The sequence below is a fragment of the Pseudomonas sp. DWP3-1-3b3 genome (assembly GCF_049896305.1).
Classification (GTDB): domain Bacteria; phylum Pseudomonadota; class Gammaproteobacteria; order Pseudomonadales; family Pseudomonadaceae; genus Aquipseudomonas; species Aquipseudomonas azotoformans_A.
Genome location: NZ_JAFCUA010000001.1, coordinates 512,894 through 533,036, shown reverse-complemented (window position 1 = coordinate 533,036; position 20,143 = coordinate 512,894). Strand labels below are relative to the sequence as shown.

Annotated in this window: 21 protein-coding genes; 10 read left to right on the top strand and 11 right to left on the bottom strand. The window is 61.8% G+C overall.

Features of this window, described 5'->3' with window-relative positions; translation table 11 throughout:
• The first annotated feature begins 22 nt into the window (after positions 1–22).
• Positions 23–1,240: a class I SAM-dependent methyltransferase gene (locus ACP7BX_RS02710; RefSeq protein ID WP_426129682.1), complete on the top strand. Its 1,218-nt coding sequence runs from the start codon at positions 23–25 to the stop codon at positions 1,238–1,240.
• Here the strand turns inward: ACP7BX_RS02710 and ACP7BX_RS02705 are convergent.
• From ACP7BX_RS02705 to ACP7BX_RS02680, 6 genes are all read right to left on the bottom strand, one after another.
• Positions 1,228–2,130 (bottom strand): DMT family transporter, encoded by a 903-nt coding sequence (locus tag ACP7BX_RS02705; protein WP_033902699.1) that lies wholly within the window; start codon positions 2,128–2,130, stop codon positions 1,228–1,230. The genes ACP7BX_RS02710 and ACP7BX_RS02705 overlap by 13 nt on opposite strands.
• Before the next feature lie 103 nt (positions 2,131–2,233).
• A complete protein-coding gene (locus ACP7BX_RS02700; RefSeq protein ID WP_426129679.1) occupies positions 2,234–4,792 on the bottom strand; it encodes a TonB-dependent hemoglobin/transferrin/lactoferrin family receptor in 2,559 nt (852 codons plus the stop codon).
• A 128-nt stretch (positions 4,793–4,920) separates the two neighbouring features.
• Positions 4,921–5,892, bottom strand: a complete 972-nt coding sequence (locus tag ACP7BX_RS02695; protein ID WP_269133129.1) for a FecR family protein — start codon at positions 5,890–5,892, stop codon at positions 4,921–4,923.
• Entirely contained in the window at positions 5,889–6,428 is a 540-nt protein-coding gene (locus tag ACP7BX_RS02690; RefSeq protein ID WP_314525734.1) for an RNA polymerase sigma factor, read from the bottom strand. Before ACP7BX_RS02690 ends, ACP7BX_RS02695 begins: the two co-directional genes overlap by 4 nt.
• A gap of 115 nt (positions 6,429–6,543) precedes the next feature.
• Complete coding sequence (locus ACP7BX_RS02685) at positions 6,544–7,422, bottom strand: dihydrodipicolinate synthase family protein (RefSeq protein WP_426129677.1); 879 nt, start codon at positions 7,420–7,422, stop codon at positions 6,544–6,546.
• Positions 7,423–7,450: 28 nt separating this feature from the next.
• Positions 7,451–8,233, bottom strand: a complete 783-nt coding sequence (locus ACP7BX_RS02680; RefSeq protein WP_033902694.1) for an aldolase — start codon at positions 8,231–8,233, stop codon at positions 7,451–7,453.
• A 105-nt stretch (positions 8,234–8,338) separates the two neighbouring features.
• Here ACP7BX_RS02680 and ACP7BX_RS02675 point away from each other — a divergent pair, with 105 nt between their 5' ends.
• Positions 8,339–8,866 carry a helix-turn-helix domain-containing protein gene (locus ACP7BX_RS02675; protein ID WP_033902693.1) on the top strand — a complete coding sequence of 176 codons (528 nt, stop codon included), beginning with the start codon at positions 8,339–8,341 and terminating at the stop codon, positions 8,864–8,866.
• Here ACP7BX_RS02675 and ACP7BX_RS02670 read toward each other — a convergent pair whose 3' ends face one another.
• Positions 8,867–9,883: a DUF4917 family protein gene (locus ACP7BX_RS02670; protein ID WP_426129674.1), complete on the bottom strand. Its 1,017-nt coding sequence runs from the start codon at positions 9,881–9,883 to the stop codon at positions 8,867–8,869.
• A 123-nt stretch (positions 9,884–10,006) separates the two neighbouring features.
• Here ACP7BX_RS02670 and yiaY point away from each other — a divergent pair, with 123 nt between their 5' ends.
• The gene (yiaY, locus tag ACP7BX_RS02665) at positions 10,007–11,155 is read left to right on the top strand and encodes an L-threonine dehydrogenase (RefSeq protein WP_426129672.1); all 1,149 of its coding nucleotides are present in this window, start codon (positions 10,007–10,009) and stop codon (positions 11,153–11,155) included.
• Here yiaY and ACP7BX_RS02660 read toward each other — a convergent pair.
• Positions 11,122–12,309 (bottom strand): MFS transporter, encoded by a 1,188-nt coding sequence (locus ACP7BX_RS02660; RefSeq protein ID WP_426129670.1) that lies wholly within the window; start codon positions 12,307–12,309, stop codon positions 11,122–11,124. The two genes, yiaY and ACP7BX_RS02660, sit on opposite strands and share 34 nt — an antisense overlap.
• A 94-nt stretch (positions 12,310–12,403) precedes the next feature.
• On the opposite strand from ACP7BX_RS02660, the gene ACP7BX_RS02655 reads away from it, so the two are divergent.
• The 5 genes from ACP7BX_RS02655 (at position 12,404) to ACP7BX_RS02635 (ending at position 17,598) form a co-directional block, all read left to right on the top strand.
• The gene (locus tag ACP7BX_RS02655) at positions 12,404–13,078 is read left to right on the top strand and encodes an NAD(P)H-binding protein (protein WP_426129668.1); all 675 of its coding nucleotides are present in this window, start codon (positions 12,404–12,406) and stop codon (positions 13,076–13,078) included.
• The gene (locus ACP7BX_RS02650) at positions 13,078–13,986 is read left to right on the top strand and encodes a LysR substrate-binding domain-containing protein (protein WP_426129666.1); all 909 of its coding nucleotides are present in this window, start codon (positions 13,078–13,080) and stop codon (positions 13,984–13,986) included. Before ACP7BX_RS02655 ends, ACP7BX_RS02650 begins: the two co-directional genes overlap by 1 nt.
• 89 nt (positions 13,987–14,075) lie before the next feature.
• Positions 14,076–15,269, top strand: coding sequence for a CaiB/BaiF CoA transferase family protein (locus ACP7BX_RS02645; RefSeq protein ID WP_426129664.1), 1,194 nt, complete (start codon positions 14,076–14,078; stop codon positions 15,267–15,269).
• Positions 15,266–16,207 carry a hydroxymethylglutaryl-CoA lyase gene (locus ACP7BX_RS02640; protein WP_314525755.1) on the top strand — a complete coding sequence of 314 codons (942 nt, stop codon included), beginning with the start codon at positions 15,266–15,268 and terminating at the stop codon, positions 16,205–16,207. The genes ACP7BX_RS02645 and ACP7BX_RS02640 overlap by 4 nt, the downstream gene beginning before the upstream one ends.
• 59 nt (positions 16,208–16,266) lie before the next feature.
• Positions 16,267–17,598 carry an MFS transporter gene (locus tag ACP7BX_RS02635; RefSeq protein ID WP_426129662.1) on the top strand — a complete coding sequence of 444 codons (1,332 nt, stop codon included), beginning with the start codon at positions 16,267–16,269 and terminating at the stop codon, positions 17,596–17,598.
• Here ACP7BX_RS02635 and ACP7BX_RS02630 read toward each other — a convergent pair whose 3' ends face one another.
• Positions 17,599–18,087: a DMT family transporter gene (locus tag ACP7BX_RS02630; RefSeq protein WP_038842331.1), complete on the bottom strand. Its 489-nt coding sequence runs from the start codon at positions 18,085–18,087 to the stop codon at positions 17,599–17,601.
• Between the two features lie 77 nt (positions 18,088–18,164).
• On the opposite strand from ACP7BX_RS02630, the gene ACP7BX_RS02625 reads away from it, so the two are divergent.
• Positions 18,165–19,073 (top strand): LysR family transcriptional regulator, encoded by a 909-nt coding sequence (locus ACP7BX_RS02625; protein ID WP_426129660.1) that lies wholly within the window; start codon positions 18,165–18,167, stop codon positions 19,071–19,073.
• Between the two features lie 7 nt (positions 19,074–19,080).
• Here ACP7BX_RS02625 and ACP7BX_RS02620 read toward each other — a convergent pair whose 3' ends face one another.
• Together ACP7BX_RS02620 and ACP7BX_RS02615 are read right to left on the bottom strand one after the other, a co-directional pair.
• Entirely contained in the window at positions 19,081–19,365 is a 285-nt protein-coding gene (locus ACP7BX_RS02620) for a type II toxin-antitoxin system RelE/ParE family toxin (protein ID WP_426129658.1), read from the bottom strand.
• Positions 19,355–19,594, bottom strand: a complete 240-nt coding sequence (locus ACP7BX_RS02615) for a CopG family ribbon-helix-helix protein (RefSeq protein WP_426129656.1) — start codon at positions 19,592–19,594, stop codon at positions 19,355–19,357. The genes ACP7BX_RS02620 and ACP7BX_RS02615 overlap by 11 nt, the downstream gene beginning before the upstream one ends.
• Positions 19,595–19,698: 104 nt before the next feature.
• On the opposite strand from ACP7BX_RS02615, the gene fos reads away from it, so the two are divergent.
• Positions 19,699–20,109, top strand: coding sequence for a fosfomycin resistance glutathione transferase (fos, locus tag ACP7BX_RS02610; RefSeq protein ID WP_033902681.1), 411 nt, complete (start codon positions 19,699–19,701; stop codon positions 20,107–20,109).
• The last annotated feature ends 34 nt before the right edge of the window (positions 20,110–20,143 follow it).

Genomic DNA, 20,143 nt, shown 5'->3' with positions numbered 1-20,143 from the left:
CCTGCCCGAGGCGTTTTTGTTCATGTCTGTCACCGCTCAACCTGCCCGCCCTGCGCCGGATCATCACGCCCAATTCATCGAACTGCTCAGCGCAAGCCTCGCGCAAAACGCCTTTATCAAGCTGGTGCTGGCCAAGTATGTCGGTGAGGAAGCCGAGTTGCAGCGACTGATCATCAAGCCGGTCACGGTCAAGGAGCAGGCGTGCCTGTCCTTCGTCTACCGCTACAAGACCCGCGACATCACCAAGAACTTCCCGCAGGCCGAAGGTGTGGCAGCGATTGCCGCGTTGCTGCCGGCGCAGTTCAAGAACGCGCACCTGCTGTCGCTGACTGACGAAGCCCAGCTGGAATACAGCAAGAAGAACAAAAGCTCGCTGTTCAAAAGCAAGCCGCAGCAACTGCGTGAAGCGCCCTCGGCCGAGCATAACCGCGAGAAAAACCGCTTCCTCGACCTGAGCCGGCCATTCCTCGCCGACCTCGGCGTGACCGACGCCAAACAGGCGCTGATCCCGTCGATGTCGCGCAAGTGGAAGCAGATCAACAAGTTCATCGAAGTGTTCAGCCATGCGCTGACTTCATCACCCTTGAAGCTGGACCAGCCGGTGCGTGTCGCTGACTTCGGCTCCGGCAAGGGCTACCTGACGTTCGCGATTCACGACTACCTGCGCAACACCCTCAAGGCCGAGGGCGAAGTGACCGGCGTCGAGCTGCGCGAAGACATGGTGACCCTGTGCAACTCAGCGGCCGCCCGCCTGGAGCATCCGGGGCTGGTGTTCAAGTGCGGCGATGTACGCAGTGTGGCGCCCAGCGAACTGGACGTGATGATCGCCCTGCATGCCTGCGACATTGCTACTGACTACGCGATCCACACCGGCATCCGTTCCGGCGCGTCGATCATCATGTGCTCGCCGTGCTGCCACAAGCAGATTCGCCTGCAGATCCAGAGCCCACTGCTGCTCAAGCCGATGCTGCAATACGGCCTGCACCTGGGCCAACAGGCGGAAATGGTCACCGACAGCTTGCGTGCGCTGTTCCTCGAAGCCTGTGGGTATGAGACCAAGGTGTTTGAGTTCATCTCGTTGGAACACACCAACAAGAACAAGATGATTCTGGCGGTCAAGCGCGCCGAGCCGTTGGACAACGTGCAGTTGCTGGAGAAAATCCAGGCGCTTAAAGCGTTCTACCACATCACCGAACATTGCCTGGAAACCCTGCTGCGCGCGGATGGCTACCTGGCCTGATCGGCCACAGCCACGGGCGCAGGCTGCACCGCCGTCTTGCGCCCCAGCATCACCGTCACGATCACTCCACAGGCAAACAGCCAGGTGATTGGCTCGATGTGTTCGCCAAAGAACAGCGCCGAAAACGCGATGGTGAAGAAGATCTGCAACAGCTGGATCTGGCTGACCCGCGCAATCCCGCCCATGGCCAACCCGGCGTACCAGGCGAAGAACCCCAGGAACTGCGAGAACAGCGACACGTAGCCAAACGCCCACCAGGCGCGCATGGAAATCGCCCCTTGATGCTGAGCCGCCAGGTACCACACCGGCCCGATCAGCACGGGCGTCGACAGCACCAGCGCCCAGCAGATCACCTGCCAGCCGCCCATCTCCTTGGCCAATCGGCCGCCTTCGGCATAACCCAGGCCGCCCACCGCGATTGCACCGAGCATCAGCAAATCACCGGCCTGGATACTGCCGGCGCCGGTGATCAACGCGTAGCTCAACACCAGGCCACTGCCCAGCGCCGCACAGGCCCAGAAGGCTTTCGACGGCCGCTCATGGGACAGCCACGCCGCGTACAGCGCCACGCACAGCGGTTGCAGGCCGTTGACCAGCGCGCCATGGGACGCTGGCAAGGTCTGCATGGCCCAGGCCGACAGCACCGGGAAACCCAGGATCACGCCCGCGATCACCAGGCACAGCCCGCGCACCTGGCGCCAAGTCGGCCAGCGTTCGCGGCGCCACAGCAACAGCGCCGCCGCGGGGATCGCCGCGAACAACGCGCGGCCCAGGCCGTTGAGCAACGGGTGGATTTCCTGCACCACGATGCGGGTGAAGGGCAGGGTCAGGCTGAAGATGATGACGCCCAGCAGGCCGAGGGCCATGCCGGTGTTTTCGCGCGAGCTCATGAGGTAGAACCGAAATCTAGAGGGCTTCAAGGGAAGCCCATCTAGCCACATCCCCCGCTGATTGCGGGCCTACAGCTGGGTGCGGATTTATCCGTACAGTTTTTCAGAAGAAGCGGGTGATGCTGATCTTGGCATCACGGCCCTTGGTGTAGGCACGGTCGCCGCTCAGGGCCGGACGGAAGTTCTCGTTGAACAGGTTGTCCACCGTGAAGTTCACTTCGGTGCCTTTCAGGTAGGCCTGCTGTGGTTTCCATTTGGCGAACAGGCCCTGGGTGTTATAGCGCTTGTTGCCGTACTGGTCGTAGAACAGGTCGCCCACGCTGCTGCCGGGGCCGCCGGAATATTTGTCGCTGGGCAAACGCGAGGTCGCGCCGATGAACTGACCGGTCCAGCCCACTTGGGCATCCCAGGCCGGAATGTTGGTGCCGAGCACCAGTACCCATTTGGTCGGCGGAATATCCCGTGCCGCCACATCCGGGCCCCAGGGGTTGGTGTAGGCGCCTTCATGGTCACCCTTGGCATAGGCGAAGGACACCGAACCGAACAGGTAGGTGGAGTTGTAGAAGGATTCGAGTTCGAAGCCCTTGATGGTCAGGCCGCCGATGTTGCGATAGTTGGACATGGCGCCCGGCGGGCAAGCGGTGGAAATGGTGCCGCCGTTGATGGCCTGGTTCTGGCAACCGACGCCGGTGGCCTTGAAGATTTCGTCTTCGACTTTGTTGTGAAAGAAGGTGGTGCGTAGTTGCAGGTTGTCGTCGTGGGCGATCAGGTTGTCGAAGCTGCTGACCGTGCCCACGCTGATCGAGGTGATGCGTTCCGGGTCTAGGTCAACGCTAGTGGCGGTGCGGCTGCCTAGGCCTTGGACTTCGTACTGTTCGTCGATCACCGGCGCGCGCCAGGTCTTGCTCCAGTTGGCGAACAGGCCGAGGTGCGGGTTGACGGTCCAGAACACCGCCAGGCGCGGCGACCAGCCGGTGTAGGTGCGGTCGCTGTAATCGTGGCCGAAGGACGGATCGGGGTTGCTGTAGTACGGCGCATCGTTGGCTTCGCCGCGGTTGCGCACGTGGTCGTAGCGCATCGATGGGGTGATGGTGACATCACCCAGGGTCACCGCATCCTGCACGAAGAAACTGTTGGTATCGACCTTGCCGTGGGGCATGAAGCCCGGTTGGAAATGCCCGTAGTTGTAACGCGGGGTGTTGTAGGTGGTGCCCGGCATCCACATTTCAGTTTCGCGGATGTGCTTGCGGATTTGCCCGCCCACGGTGACGGCATGTTGCAGCGGACCGGTGTCAAACAGACTGACGTTGCGTACATCGAGGTTCTTGTCGGTGTAGGCGGTGTCCATTTTGCGTCCGCCGGTGGCCAGTTGGAAAAACGCCGTGGCGTCGCGTTCGTCGGTCTGGTCGGTGTTGGACTGGGAGTATTTGACGGTCAGGTCCACCAGCGGGTTGTCCAGCGGTGTGTATTCGTATTTGCCCGACCACGTGGTGTCGACCGTGTCGCGATGGGCCAGAAACCGCTTCAACGCCGCTTCGTAGCCATAGCGGTCAATGTTGGCCTGGGTGGGCGGCGTCGGGTAGCTGGCCGCCGAGAACGGTGTCCAGCGGTCGCTGTGTGAACGCGAGTAGGACAAGCCAACAGCGTGCTCTTCGGTGAAGTGGGCGTTGACCTTGAACAGCTTGCCGTCGACATTCTGCGCGGAGTTCGGCAGACGCTGGGGGTTGATCGGGTACTGATTGTTCTCGTTGGGCAGTTTGGCGGCGACCTTCATGTCGTCGCCATCGCGTTGAGTCAAATAGGCCAGTGCATCGAAACGGCCATCGTCGGTACGCCCGTACACGGCGCTGCTGTAGACCTGCTCATGGTCGTTGCTGGAGTAACCGTATTTGAGCATCGCGCCACTGTTGCGACCGTCCTTGAGCAGGTCGGGGGCATCCTTGGTGGTCATGTTGACCGTACCGCCAAACCCGCCGTTGCCGGTGAACGGCGAGTTGGGGCCTTTCTCCACCTCGATGTTTTTGATCAGTTCGGGCTCAATGAACACCGTGCCTTGCTGATAGCGCTCAAAGCCACTCTTGGTAGCGCCATCGACGGTCATCAGCACGTCTTCGGCGTCGCCGAAACCGCGAATATTGATGGTCTGGCCGCCAGGTTTCAGCGAGCCGCCCTGGCTGATGCCGGGGAGGGTCTGCAACAGGCTGGGGATGTTATTGGACTGGTAACGGTCGATGTCTTCCTGGCTCAGGGTTGAACGGCCCACGGTGCTGGAGTTGACCTCGGTACCGGTGCCAATCACGCTCAGGGCGTCCAACTGGATCACGCCGCTGTTAGTGGTCTTGCCCTCATCGGGGCGCACGACGTAGGTGCTGCCGACCTTGATCAGGGTGAACTCGCCGTTTTTCAGCAGGGTACGAATCGCCACTTCCGGCGTGAAGTCGCCGTTGAGCGCCGGCGCCTGTACGTTCTTGAACAGTTCTTCATCGAACAGCAGCTGGATTTTCGCCTGTTGCGCCACCTGGCTCAGGGACGTGGCCAGCGACTGCGCAGGCAGTTGCAGCGTGAGCGATTCGGCCTGGGCACTGAGGCTGAATACCAAACAGCTAGCGATGAGCGTCGGTCGAAGAAACAGGTGCGAAGCGTGGCAAGGCGCGCGAAACATGAAATCCCCCGGTGTGGCCAAATGGCCGAAAAGGTGTGCGTATCAAACGCAGACCGGGGGAAGACGGGGCTGCGCGAAAAAACCACACCTGCGAATGCAAAATATTCTCAAATAAGAACTTTGCAGGGTTATTTGCTTGGTTCGATCCTTACGATGCCATCGGCCGACGCCACGGTTTTCACCGGCAGCAGGGCAGGCAGGGCGTTGAGCAGGGCGTCGGGATCATTCACATCCAGATTGCCCGAGACCTTCAAGTGCGCCACGGCGTTGCTGACTTGCAGTGGTGCCTGTGGGCGATACAGGCTCAGCTCATCGATCAGGCTCGCCAACTCGCGGTTGCGAAACGACAGGTGGCCGCTGCGCCAGTCGGCGACCTCCTCGGCGGTGAGGGTCTGCTGCTGCAACGTGCCTTTGGCGTAGCTGAAGATCGCACGTTGCTGGGCGCCCAGCAGGGTGACCGGGCTTTTGGCGTCCGGCTCGAATGCGACCTGCCCATGGGCGACGCTGACCACCAGTTGCTGCTGGCTGCGGCGCACATCGAAGCCGGTGCCGACCACGCGTACATTGGCCTCGCCGGCTTGCACGAACAGCGGTCGTTCCTTGTCGGCGGCCACTTCGAGGTACAGCTGGCCCTTGTCCAGGTGCACGATGCGTTGGTGCGCGGTGAAATCCACGCGCACGCGGGTGTTGGCATTCACATACAAGGTGCTGCCATCGGGCAGGTTGAGGGTGCGCGTGCCTTTGGCGTGGGCTGCGACCTGGGTGTGATACAGCTCGCGGGGTGCGCCGATAGGCGTGGCCATGATTGCGCATAACAGGGCGGCGGCCACGGCCAGGGCAGGGCGCCATGCCGACGGTTTGCGCTTGGGCAATGCCACGGGTTTGTTCAGTTGCTGCAACTGGGCCAGGTCTGCCCACAGTTGCTCGAATTCGGCATAGGCGCGGGCGTGTGCGGGCTCGGCTTGCCAGGCGGCGAAGGCCTTGCGGTCGGCACGCCCCGCGTCATTATTGCGGTTGCGGGCAAACCAGCTGGCGGCTTGGGCATCGATGGCGTCGCTGTCTTCGATGTCGAGCACGTCGGTGTCGCTCAGGCGGTTCATTCTGGCTGCTCCGTGCCGGGTTCGTGTTGAAGGCGTCGCTTGCAATGCAGCAGGGCAAAAGCGATGTGCTTTTCCACCATGCTGGTCGAAATGCCCATGCGCTCGGCGATCTGCGCCTGGCTCAAGCCTTCGAAGCGGTGCAGCATAAGGGCTTCTCGCCTGCGGGGCGAGAGTTCGGCGAGGACTTCTTTCAACTGTTCCAGGCGTTGCAAGCGCTGCACGGCGGCCATGGGATCGTTTTGCTCGTCGGTGACCGGCTCGGCGTCCATTTCGGCCTGATCGGAGTGGGCGGTGTGCCGTACCTTCTGTTTGCGCCAGTGATCACGCAGCAGGTTGCGCGCCATCTGGAACAGAAACGCCCGTGGCTGCTCGACCTTGGCCCGGTCGCGGTAGTCCAGCCACTGGGTGAAGACATCCTGGGTCATGTCCGCCGCGTCGCTGGCGTTGTCGGTGCGCTTGCGCAGGAAATACAGGATGTCTGTATAGAACCCGCGAAAGGCATCGGCCGACAACGGGTCGGGCTTGGGACGAGACATGGATATCCTTCTTGACGAAGCACGACGTGGAGAAAGTCGTGAATGGTATCGAGAACCATTGTCATTTGTCTCGTTTATTTTGTCGGAGCCGGATATCCGGCTCCTGTCGCCTTTTTCAGACGGTTGTCAGCAGTTTTCCCAACTGTTCAATCCCGGTTTCGCCCAGTGGGAACACCGGCATACGCGGGTCACCCGCTTCCAAGCCGGTCAACCGCAACCCGGCCTTGATCGTCGCCGGCAACCCACCCTTGAGGATGAAGTCCAGCAACGGCAACTGGCGGTAAAACAGCTCCCGCGCCTGGGTCAGGTCATTGGCCAACACCGCCTCATACAGCGCTAGGTTGAGTTGTGGGATCAGGTTCGGTGCCGCGGTGCACCAACCCTTGGCGCCCGCCGCAAAGGCTTCCAGCGCCAGCGGGTTGCAGCCGTTATAGAACGGCACGTCGCTGTGGCGATGCAGTTGGTGCATGCGCTGGATGTCCCCGGTGCTTTCCTTGACCATGGTCACGTTGGCCACCTGCTTGATGATGCGCAGGATCAGGTCCACCGACATGTCCGTGCCGCTGGTGGCCGGGTTGTTGTAGAGCATGATCGGCACGCCGATGCTGTCGCCGATCGCCGCGTAGTGCGCGATGATTTCCGCTTCGCTGAGTTTCCAGTAGGAGGTCGGCAGCACCATCACCACATCGGCGCCATTGGCCTCGGCGTAGCGGGCGCGGCGTACGGCTTTGGCGGTGGTGAGGTCGGACACGCTGACGATGGTCGGCACGCGCCGGGCGATTTTGGCCAGGCTGTAGGCGCTGACTTCGTCCCACTCGGCGTCGCTCAAGTACGCACCTTCACCGGTGCTGCCCAGTGGCGCGATGGCGTGTACGCCGCCGTCGATCAGGCGGTCGATGGAGCGGCCCAGGGCGTCGAGGTCAATGCGTTGGCCGTCGGCGCTGAACGGGGTGATGGTGTAGCCGATGATGCCGTGAATGTTAGGGCTGGACATGGGAAGTCTCCGGTCGAAAAAGGGCAAGTCAGTTCAGGCAATCGGCGTGTTGACGCAGGTTCTGCCGGGCGTAGTAGTTGAACGCGGCGCCGTGGCGCTTGGGCCGGGAGATCCAGTCATGGGCCTCGCGCCCCAGTTCCGGCAGGATCGGCTTGATGGTGCCAGCCGCCATCGCCAGCAACTGCAATTTGGCCGCGCGCTCGATCAACTGCGCGATCACGCAGGCTTCCTCGACGCTCGCCCCGGTGGACAACTGGCCATGGTGCGAGAGCAGGATCGCGCGTTTGTCACCCAGTGCCGTGGTGATGATTTCCCCTTCCTCATTGCCCACCGGCACACCTGGCCAGGCCTCCAGGAAGGCACAGTCTTCGTACAGCGGGCAGAGGTCCATATGGGACACCTGCAGCGGCACTTCCAGCATCGACAGCGCGGCGATGTGGGTGGGGTGAGTGTGGATGATGCAGTTCACATCCGGCCGCCCACGGTACACCCAACTGTGAAAACGGTTGGCCGGGTTGGGGATGCCGTGGCCTTCCAGTACTTCAAGGTCCTCGTTCACCAACAACAGGTTGCTGGCCGTGATCTCATCAAAACCCAGGCCCAATTGCTGAGTGTAATAGGTGCCTTGCTCCGGCCCGCGCGCAGTGATCTGCCCGGCCAGGCCGGAGTCGTGGCCGTTTTCGAACAGGATGCGACACGTGAGCGCCAGCTTTTGCCGGACGGTCCACGTATTATCCGCCAGGGTGTTTTGCATCTGGACCAGTGCTTGCTTGACCAGTTGGTCTTTTGGGAGTGCTAATGTCTTGGCCATATCGGGTGCCCTCGGTGGCTGCAAATGACACTAACGATGCTATATGACACTTTGTGTCATTGGCAAGCACAGCTCATCGCTTACTGCATGGATTAATCGCAGCGCATGTCTATCCGTTTGAAATTATTGAGAAAAAAACTTGGCGTGACCTTGGATGTCCTGGCCGAAAAGTCCGGGATGACCAAGAGTTACCTGTCCAAGGTCGAGCGCGGGCTCAACACGCCGTCGATTGCCGCCGCGCTGAAACTGGCCAAGGCGCTGAACGTGAAGGTCGAAGAACTGTTCAGCGAAGACAGCGTCAGCCTCGACAGCTACAGCCTGGTGCGCAGCCATGAGCGGCCGGATACGTCACCGGGCTATGCGGTGCTGGCCCATCAGGTCAGCGAACGCAGCCTGCTACCGTTCATCATCTACCCGCCAGCGGAGTTCACCGACAAGACCTTCAAGGAGCATGTGGGAGAAGAATTCCTGTTTGTGCATGAAGGCCAGGTGGAGGTGGATTTCATGAACGAACGGGTGATCCTGGAACGCGGCGATGCGCTGCACTTCAATGCGCAGAAGCCCCATCGATTGCGCTCGGTGGGGCCGGTGCAGGCACAGCTATTGGTGGTGGTGCACAGCAGCGAAGCGTGATCAGCGTTCGACAGGGACGGACAGGGCAGGATGACCCAATGGATGCGTGCGCGCCGCAAAGAACTTCAGTTCTACACCCGTCCCATCGAACAACTGCGAATACCGCCGCTTCTGCTGGCGGATAAACCCCTCACTGCGCCCCGACACCGAGATCGCCAGCGTCGTCACGTTGGCCTGGCGAATCGCATCCACCAAGTGTTTATCCTGCGCTCCCAGGTCATGGCCAAAGATGCACAACGCACCTTCGTGGCTGAGCAACTGCTCATAGCAGAATGACAGGTAATCCGAGCTTCGGATTGTCTTGAGCTTCTCCTCAACCTTGCCCTCGCTGACAAACAGCGGCACATCATCGAGGGTCTTGATCGTGTTGTTGATCGCAAAGCTGCTGAGCAAGGTGCTGTCGGTGGTCGGCAGTTTGCGCGCAGTACCATCCAGGTTGCGCACCAGGTGCAGGCCGCCGTGCAGGTAGAGGATGCGCGTGGCGTCGGTGCGGGCATTGCGCAGGTCGAAGCTGGCGTCGGCGCTGCGGAACAGGTCGTCGATGCCCGGCGCGTGCAGGATGGCCCAGTAGTTGAGCAGGTCGTAGTTGCTGGTGAACACCGTCGAGTATTGCTTCAGCTCAGCGTTGATCGTCGCCAGCGTCGACGGCTGCACCAGGCGCCACGGGATGTGCACGGCATGGATGGTATTGATCAAGGCTTCCTTGATCGCGTAATAACGATTGCGCGGCGCCGCCGAGCTGACCGCCAGGGCCTTGTTGACCCGGCTGGTGGTCTTCAACGCGCCCAGGGCTTGCTCGAAACTGCGGGTTTGCAGGGCGTCGAACACGCTGAGTTCGGATTGGCTGAGGGGTTTTTCCTCAACGGTGCGGGCGTTTTCGAACAGCGAGTCGTAGGCGAAGTCTTCCCAAATGGCACGGCTCGCGCCATTGCCGATCAGAATCCCGCTGAAGTCCGTGCTGCTGCGCAGTGCGCTCCAGTCTTCAAGGTGGGCGTCAATATCCTGGAAATCCTTCATTGCGGCGGGTCTACTCGAAATCGGCTGGACGGAGACTTTATCACGGCTCGGCGTTGATCCTGATCAAGATACGGAGGCTGGCGCAGGTTGATGCTGTAGGCATAAAGCCTCTGAGGATTGACCATGAGCAGCACCTTCTTCATCCCCGCCGTCAACATCATGGGCATCGACTGCCTCGACGAAGCCATGAAAGCCATTCGCAACTACGGCTTTCGCAAGGCGCTGATCGTCACCGACGCCGGCCTGGCCAAGGCCGGTGTGGCGAGCATGATCGCCGAGAAACTGGCGATGCAGGACATCGACTCGGTGATCTACGACGGCGCCAAGCCCAACCCGAATGTGGAAAACGTCGAGAAAGGTCTGGCGCTGTTGCAGGAAAGCGCCTGCGATTTCGTGGTGTCCCTGGGCGGTGGATCGCCCCATGACTGCGCCAAGGGCATTGCACTGTGCGCCACCAACGGCGGGCATATCGGCGACTACGAAGGCGTCGACCAGTCCGCCAAACCGCAACTGCCGCTGGTGGCTATCAACACCACCGCCGGCACCGCCAGCGAGATGACCCGTTTCTGCATCATCACCGACGAAACCCGCCACGTGAAAATGGCCATCGTCGACCGCAACGTCACGCCGCTGCTGTCGGTCAATGACCCGGCGCTGATGGTTGGCATGCCCAAGGGCCTCACTGCCGCCACCGGCATGGACGCGCTCACCCACGCCATCGAAGCCTACGTGTCCACCGCCGCCAACCCGATTACCGACGCCTGTGCCATCAAGGCCATCGAACTGATCAGCGCCAACCTGCGCTTGGCGGTGCGCGATGGCAGCGACATGGCCGCGCGGGAGAACATGGCCTATGCACAATTCCTCGCCGGCATGGCCTTCAACAACGCATCCCTGGGTTTTGTGCACGCCATGGCGCACCAATTGGGAGGTTTCTACGACCTGCCCCACGGCGTCTGCAACGCGGTGTTGCTGCCCCATGTGCAAAGCTTCAACGCCAGCGTCAGCGCCAAACGCCTGAGCGACGTAGGCCGTGCGTTGGGTGCCGACGTCAAGGGCGTCACCGATGAAGAAGGCGCCCAGGCCGCCATCGCCGCGATTCGCAGCCTGGCCCACGATGTCGAGATCCCGGCCGGACTGCGCGAGCTGGGCGCCAAGTTGCAGGACATCCCCTTGCTCGCGACCAACGCGCTGAAGGATGCCTGCGGGCTGACCAACCCACGGCGGGCGGATCAGCGTCAGATCGAGGAGATCTTTCGCAGCGCCTTCTGATCTGCGTGGCAGCGGGCGACGCACACGCATGCAGCGCCCGCCAACACCAGGCATAAAACCGCCAACGGCCACGCCTGCTGACTCACCAGCAGGCTCGCCACACCGCCGATCAACGCGGCCATCAGCTGATGCATGAATCCGCTCAGGGCCATGGCGTAGGACCCGCTCACCGGCGCTTCATCATTGGCCACGGACAGGCTGATCGGATAACTCATCGATTGCCCGAACACCGCCAGGCAATATGGCAGCCACAGCAACATGGCGAGCCCGCTGGCGAACAGACTGCCGAGCAGCATCACCGCCGTTCCCAGCAATACCAGGGTGACGCCCCAGCCCATCATCCTCAGCCGACCCCTGCGAGCAACGAAGCGATTAACCATCAACGCCCCCGCGAGATACGCCGCGCTGATCGGCCAGCCCAGCCAACCATATTGCGCCGCGCTCCACTCGAAACGGCCCTGCAGGATCAGCGGCGCGCAGGTGTTGAACGCGATGATCACCCCGTAACCCAAACCACCGGCCAAGGCGGCGTGCAGAAACGGCGGATGCCGAACGATCGTGGCGTAGATGCGCCAGGCGCGGACCCGTGAGTCGACTTTCACCAGCGTCGGGAACGTTACGCGGTGCAGCACCAGCATCAACCCAACCGCGCCAATCGCCAACCCATAGAAGATCGCCTCCCAGCCGAACGCCACCTGCAACAATGAACCGGCGAACTGCCCGATACCCAAGGCCACCACGAAGGTCATGCCCAGCCACGACAAACCCTTCGCCAACAGCGCACCCCTGAAACTGTCGCGCACCAATACCCGCGCCATCACCGAAACACCGCCAGCGCCCAAGCCTTGAACCAGCCGCAATGACAGGAAGGTTTCAACGTTGAACGCCAAGGGGATTGCTGCACTGGCCAGCGCATACACGGTGAGTGCAGCCAGCAGCACGGGCTTGCGCCCAAAACGCTCACCCAGGCTGCCCCATAGCAACATCGGTAAAGCCATGCCGACCAAGTAAATCGCCAGGGCCAGGGCAACATGGTCTTCGGCGGCGGGGAGGGCGTGGGCAATGGCCGGGACGGCAGGCAGGTAACTGCTGATGCCGACCTGGGCGAGGAAGGCGGCGCTGCAGGCCAGGGCAAGGGTGGTGGTATTGTTCAAGGGCCGACTTTTCCTTTTTCAGCGGTAAGCTACAAGCTGATAGTGTGTTTGTCTCTAACGTGCGGCTAATCGTTTGTAACCAAGGAACCAACCCATGAGAGTTCTGTTATTCGGCGCCACCGGCATGGTCGGCCAGGGCGTGCTGCGAGAGTGCCTGTTGGCCGCCGACGTGCAGGAAGTGGTCGCGGTCGGCCGCACGGCCCTGACCCAGGAACACGGCAAGCTGCATCAGGTGTTGCACAGCGACATGCTGGATTTCCAGCCGCTGGAAAACCTGTTGCAAGGCTTTGATGCGTGTTTTTTCTGCCTCGGCGTTTCGTCGGCGGGGATGAATGAAGTCAAGTACACCCACCTCACCTATGACCTCACCCTGGTCGCCGCCAGCACCTTGGCGCGGCTCAATCCGCAGATGACGTTTATCTATGTGTCCGGCGCCGGTACCGACAGCTCCGAGGCGGGCAAGTCGATGTGGGCGCGGGTCAAGGGCAAGACCGAGAACGCGTTGCTGCGCCTGCCGTTCAAGGCGGTGTACCTGTTCCGTCCGGGCGTCATCCAACCCTTGCATGGCGTGCGTTCGAAGACGCCGCTTTACCAATCCTTCTATTCGGTGCTTGGCCCCCTGTTGACGTTTGTGCGACGGCTGAAACCGGGTTGGGTGGTGAGCACCGAGACGGTGGGCCGGGCGATGTTGCAGGCCGCGAGCCAAGGCGCGCCGCAGCCGGTGGTGGAGCAGGCCGAGATCAATCTGCTGGCCAGCGAGCGTCGCTGATGCTGCACAAGAGCCTGGTGCGGCGGCTGGACCTGATCACGCTGCAGCTGTTCGTTGCGGTGTTTGAGGAAGGCACGCTGACCCGCGCCGCCAACCGTGAAGCCATTGCCGTGTCGGCCGCCAGCAAGCGCTTGATGGAGTTGGAGCAGGTGCTGGGCGTCAACCTGTTCGTGCGGCGGGCCAAGGGCATGGACCTGACGGCCGCTGGCGAAACCCTGTTGCACCATGCGCGGCAAATGCTGTTCAACGTCGAGAAAATGGGCTTGGAGCTGGGTGAGCACAGCCACGGCGTACGGGGCTACGTGCGGATGCTGGCCAACCTGTCGGCAATCATTCAGTTCCTTCCGGAAGACTTGCGGGATTTTTCCGAGCGGCATCCCGAAGTGAAAACCGACCTGGAAGAGCGCCCCAGCAATGGCGTGGTGCAAGGCGTGCTGGACGGCGTGGCGGACCTGGGCATCTGCTCCAGTGACACCGACACCAAAGGCCTGCCCAGCGTGACCTATCGCCACGACAAACTGGTGGTGCTGATGCCGGCGGATCACCCGTTGGCGGCGCGCAAAACCCTGGCGTTTGTCGAGACCCTGGACAGTGATTACGTGGGCCTGCACGCCGCCAGCTCCATCAACATGCGCACCCACGCCGCCGCGCGCGAGGCGGGCAGGATGTTGCGCCTGCGCATTCATGTGCCGGGGTTCGATGCGATGTGCCGGATGGTCCAGGCGAACATGGGCATCGGTATCCTGCCGCAGAAAGCCTATGAACTGTTTGGTCGTGCACTGGGTTTGCATGCCGTGCCGCTGACGGATGACTGGTCGGATCGCAGCTTGATTTTGGTGGTGCGTGATGAGGCGCAGTTGTCGCCGGTCAGTCGGTTGCTGTTCGATTATCTGAGTGTTCGCGTTTAGCGAACGCTCCTTGCCAACTGACGGTTGGATTTCTCCTGCACCTGGCCTCTAGTCTTGGCATCACATTCCAAGAATAAGAGGTACACCCCATGACGGCTCCCCTGAGCGGTATCAAGGTGATCGAGATCGGCACCCTGATTGCCGCGCCGTTCGCCGCCCGGCTGATGGCCGAGTTTGGCGCCGAGGTGATCAAGATCGAAGCCATGGGCCAGGGCGATCCGCTTCGCAAATGGCGAAAGCTGCATGAAGGCACGTCGCTGTGGTGGTACCTGCAATCGCGCAACAAGAAGTCGCTGGCGCTGGACCTCAAGTCGCCGGAAGGCCTGGACCTGATCAAGCAACTGCTCGGCGACGCCGACGTGCTCATCGAAAACCTGCGGCCCGGTGGCCTGGAGAAGCTCGGCCTCGGTTGGGACGTGCTGCATGCCCTCAACCCCAAGCTGACGCTGGTGCGTATCTCTGGTTATGGCCAGACCGGCCCTTACCGCGATCGTCCGGGCTTTGGTGCGATCGGCGAGGCCATGGGCGGCATTCGCTACACCACGGGTAACCCGGATTCACCGCCGGCGCGAGTGGGCGTGAGCCTGGGTGATTCCCTGGCGTCGTTGCACGGTGTGATCGGCGCGCTGATGTCGCTGCTGCGGGTCAAGACGGGGCAGGGCGATGGGCAGATTGTCGATGTGTCGCTGGCCGAAAGTGTGTTCAACCTGATGGAAAGCCTGGTGCCGGAATACGACATGCTTGGCCATGTGCGCGAACGCAGCGGCGGCGCCTTGCCGGGCATTGCGCCGTCCAACACCTACCTGACGGCCGACGGTGCCTATGTGGTGATCGCCGGCAACAGCGACCCGATCTACAAGCGCCTGATGACCACCATCGGCCGCGCCGACCTGGCTGACGCGCCTGAGTTCGCCCACAACGATGGCCGCGCCGCCAAGAGCGGATTGCTCGATGCCGCGATCACCCACTGGACCAGCAGCCTGCCCATCGAGCAGGTACTCAGTGCCCTGGAAGCCGCCGAAGTACCGGCCGGGCGTATCTACTCCGTGGCCGATATCGTCAGCGACCCGCACTACCAGGCACGCAACATGTTGCTCACTGCCCAACTGCCCGGCGGCGTATCGGTGAAGATGCCCGGCATTGTGCCCAAACTCTCGGAAACCCCTGGCGGCGTGAACTGGCCGGGCCCGACGTTGGGCCAGCACACCGACGACATCCTCGGCAGCCTGGGTCTCACCGGCGCCGATATCCAACGCCTGAAAACCTCGGGGGTGGTGCAATGATTGCTGATTATTCAGACGCACTGATCGTGCAGGAAGTGTCGCCGCGCGACGGCCTGCAGATCGAGCCGACCTGGGTCGAGACGGCCGACAAGATCGCCCTGGTCGACCAGCTGTCCCTCGCCGGTTTTTCGCGGATCGAAGCCGGTTCGTTCGTCTCGCCCAAGGCCATTCCGGCGTTGCGTGATGGCGAGCAAGTGTTCCAGGGCATCGAGCGCAGGCCGGGGGTGATCTACGTGGCGCTGATCCCCAATCTCAAAGGCGCGCAGCGTGCCATCGCGTCCCGCGCCGATGAACTGAACCTGGTGATGTCTGCCAGCCAGACCCACAACCTGGCCAATATGCGCATGCGTTGCGAAGCGTCATTGGCGGCGTTTGACGACATCGTCAGTTTTGCCCGCGATTACCCGGTAAGGCTCAACGGCAGCATCGCCACCACCTTCGGTTGCCCGTTCGAAGGCAAGATTGATGAAGACCGCGTGTTGCAGATTGTCGAGGCGTATCAAGCGCTGGGCATCCAGGGCATCAGCCTGGCGGACACCACTGGCATGGCCAACCCGCGTCAGGTGGCACGCCTGGTCAAACGCGTGCTGGAGCGTGTGTCCGCCAGCGATCTGACCCTGCATTTCCACAACACGCGGGGCCTGGGCTTGTGCAATGTGCTGGCCGCCTATGAAGCCGGCGCCCGGCGTTTTGACGCGGCGCTGGGGGGCTTGGGCGGTTGCCCGTTTGCGCCGGGGGCGTCGGGCAATATCTGCACCGAAGACCTGGTGAACCTGTGTGATGAAGTCGGGATTCATACCGGTATCGACCTGCCGCACTTACTGCACATGTCTCGCCGCTTGCCCGCCTTGTTGGGACACGAACTGCCCGGCCAGGTCGCCAAGGCCGGACGCAACTGCGATCTGCATCCACCGCCTGCCTACATCGCCACGCTGTAACACTGCACCAGACAACAAAAACAATCGGGCGCCTGTGAGCAGCCCGCTGGAGAGAAACCATGAGCACTAATACGTTGGAGGCCGGCGCGCGCCCGGCCGCTGAAATCGATGCCGAAAAAGCCCTGGTCAGCAAGGTCGCCTGGCGCCTGATGCCGCTGATCATGGTGTGCTATCTGTTCGCGTTTTTTGACCGGATCAACATCAGCTTCGCCAAGTTCCAGTTGCAGGCTGACCTGAGCCTGAGCGACACCGCCTATGGCCTCGGTGCCGGGTTGTTTGTGGTGGGGTATGTGATCTTCGAAGTGCCGAGCAACATGATGCTGTACAAGGTCGGCGCGCGGCGCTGGATTGCACGGATCATGATGTCGTGGGGGCTGGCGACGGCGGCCATGGTGTTTGTCACGGCCGAATGGCAGTTCTATGCGCTGCGCTTTCTGATCGGCGCCATGGAGGCGGGTTTCGCGCCTGGTGTGCTGTATTACCTGACCCTGTGGTTCCCGCAGCATTTCCGTGGGCGCATCACCTCGATGCTATTCCTGGCCTCGGCCTTTGCGGGCCTGGTGGGCGCACCGTTCTCCGGCCTGGTGCTGGAACACCTCGACGGCGTCTTCCAGATGCGCGGCTGGCACTGGTTATTCCTGCTCGGTGGTTTGCCGTGCATCGGCCTGGGTTTCCTGGTGCTGACCTTGCTCAAGGACCGCATCGAAGACGCCCATTGGCTGACGGCGGCGGAGAAGACCTTGCTGGCGAGCCGCATCGCCAAGCATGAGCCGAACCAGCACGGTGGCTCTTTGCTGTCGGCGATCCGTATTCCTGGGTTCCTGATGCTCGGCTTCATCTACTTCCTGATCCAGGTGGCGTCCTACGGCCTCAACTTCTGGGCGCCGCAGTTGATCCGCAGTGCCGGCACCCAGAGCCCGGTGACGATCGGCCTGCTCACGGCGATTCCCTATGTGTGTGGTGCCATCAGCATGGTGGTGATCGGGCGGCTGTCGGATGCCACGGGCGAGCGGCGCAAGTTCGTCTGTGGCCTGGTGGTGCTCGGCGCGGTGGGCTTCTTCAGTGCCGGTATTTTTGCCGATCACACCACCTTCCTGATCATCGCCCTGGGTATGTTGGGCGCGGGCATCATCGCTTCGATCCCGACCTTCTGGACCCTGCCACCCAAGTTGCTGGCCGGTGCTGGCGCCGGCGCGGCGGGTGGTATTGCGGTGATCAATACCCTCGGCCAGTTTGGTGGCATTGTCAGCCCGGTGATGGTGGGGCGGATCAAGGACCTCACCGGCAGCACCACGCCGGCGCTGTATGTGATTGGCGTGTGTGCACTGTTGGCGGCAGCCTTGCTGCTGTGGGGCTTGCCGCAAAAACTGCGCACCCTCGATAAGGGCTGATCAGCCAGCGGTTGCCAAGGCGCGAGCGGGCGTGGCGCTGAACTGAATCAACACCACGCCGCCGATCAACAACAACGCCCCCAGCACGCGGGGCGTTGTCAGTTGGCGCTCCACCAGGCCGAACAGGCCGAAGTGATCCAGCACCAGCGACGCCAGAATCTGCCCGGCCATGGCCAGTGCGATAAATCCCGAGGCGCCGAGCTTGGGCAACAGCATCAACGCCAGGGAAATAAAACACACGCCAAACGCGCCACCGGCCCACATCCACAACGGCGCCTTGCTGATAAACGCCAGGCTCGGCAACGGCAGGCGCAGCGCCAGAATCACCGGCAGTAACACGATGATACTCACCAGCAACGACGCCAGAGTGGCCCACAGCGGATGGCCTAGGCCGCGTCCGAGGTTGGCGTTGATCGCACTTTGAAACGGCACCACCGCGCCGGCGATGACCGCCAGCGCCAATAAACCCACCCAATGCAGCGTAGTCATGTCGAATCTCCCAGAGGTTTTGCTGGACTCTAGGCTATTCGTCGCGCAAATTTAAATTCCAAGTTCTTATGCCGAGCATGCAGCTGATGAATGATCTGCGCCGCATCGACCTCAACCTGCTGGTGATCCTCGACGCCTTGCTCAGCGAGCAACACGTCACCCGTGCGGCTGAGCGTTTGCACCTGAGCCAGCCGGCAGTCAGCCACGCGCTGGCGCGTTTGCGTGACCTGCTCGGTGATGCGCTGCTGGTGCGCCAAGGTGGGAGCCTGGTGCCGACTGCCCGCGCGCTGGAGTTGGCCACGCCACTGGCCGAAGCCCTGGCCCAGGTGCAGGCCTTGCTGGCGCCGAATCGCTTTGACCCGGCGTCGGCCAAGCGCAGGTTTCGCGTGGCGATGTCTGACTACAGCGCGGCGATTTTCCTACCCGACCTGGTGCGAGTGCTGCGCCGCGAAGCACCGGGTATCGACCTGCAAATCATCCAGGCCAGCCGGGAGGGCATGGTGGACGGGGTGCTCAATGGCGATCTCGACCTGGCGGCTGGCGTATTCCCCGACATGCCCGCCGAACTGCGGACTACGCCATTGTTCGAAGAGCACTACACCTGCCTGGTCGACCGCGACAGCCTTGCGGCAAGCGGCACACTGGATCTGCCCACCTACCTGTCACGTCCCCATGTATTGCTGGAAATGCGCGGCAGCGGCACGCCGGAAATCGAGCGGGCGCTGACAGCGATTCGCGAGCGTCGGCATGTGGCGATCAGCCTGCCGCACTGGGGTGTGGCGCCGCAGTTGATCCGCGGCACGGACTTGATCCTGACCGTGTCTTCCCGAGGCTTGCTGGATGTTGATCAAGAGCATTTGCTGGCGGTGCCGCCGCCCTTTCATATTCCGTCGTTTGCGTTCGAGCTGGCGTGGCATGCACGGCGAGGTGGGGATTCGGGGTTGCAGTGGTTGATTGGGCAGGTGCAGGGGGTGTTACAAATCTGAGCCTTCATCACCAGGATGCGGGTGGCTGGCGCCGGGTATGGAAGATCCGCATGACTTGCAATCGGCCCTCTCGGATGCGATACGGGACAATGTAGGGCCATCTAGGCACGACCCATTCGCGAGTCCCTGGCACGCGTCCCTCTTTTCCCATCGCTGGAAATTCAGCAATCTGTTGGAGCCCAGTCAAGATTGCCTGGACAAATTCGTGGGCAGCTTTTGGATTTTCTTCAGCAATATAAGCGGCTTCTTCGTCAAGGTTCCTGAGGGCTGCCCTCAGCCAATCAACCTGCATTAGTGCGCCATTTGTCAGTGACAGCTTCTACCTCGGCAGCGGTAGCGAAATCGCCCGCATCCGCTTCTTTCAGTGCTTTTTGAATTTCCTCAATTTGCCAGGCTTCGCGCGTGAGGTATTCGCGCAATGCGTCTACCGCCAGAAAGGATTTGCTGCGCCCGGTGGCCTTGGCGAGACTGGCAAGCGTATCGGCGATATCTTCCGGTATACGTAGGGACATGACAGACATGACGACCTCGTTGTAGTGACATGTAGTGCAACATACTACATTGTCACCGTGTCCCTGGTTTCCCCCGTTCGTCAGGGGGCGTTCTGATTGTAAAAGGAGTATCCATGCTCTCAGGCTTCAACCACCTGACCCTGGCCGTCACCGACTTGCCGCGCAGCATCCGTTTCTACCGTGAGCTGCTGCAACTTCACCTCGACGCCACCTGGGACGCTGGCGCCTATCTCTCACTGCCGGGCCTTTGGTTGTGCTTATCGCTCGATCCGCTGCGCGACTCGAAGCCGGCCGCCGATTACTCCCATTACGCGTTTACCGTGGCTGCGGCTGACTTCACCAGGTTCGTAGAGCGCCTGCGAGCAGCGCAGGTAGAAGAATGGCGCGACAACCGCAGTGAAGGTGCCTCGTTCTATTTTCTCGACCCCGATGGCCACAAGCTCGAAGCCCACGTCGGTGACCTGGCCTCAAGGCTGCAAGCCTGTCGCGCCAAGCCTTATGCCGGAATGACGTTTTACCCGTAGCGCGGGAACGTGCAGAATCCATCCACCTCTTAAC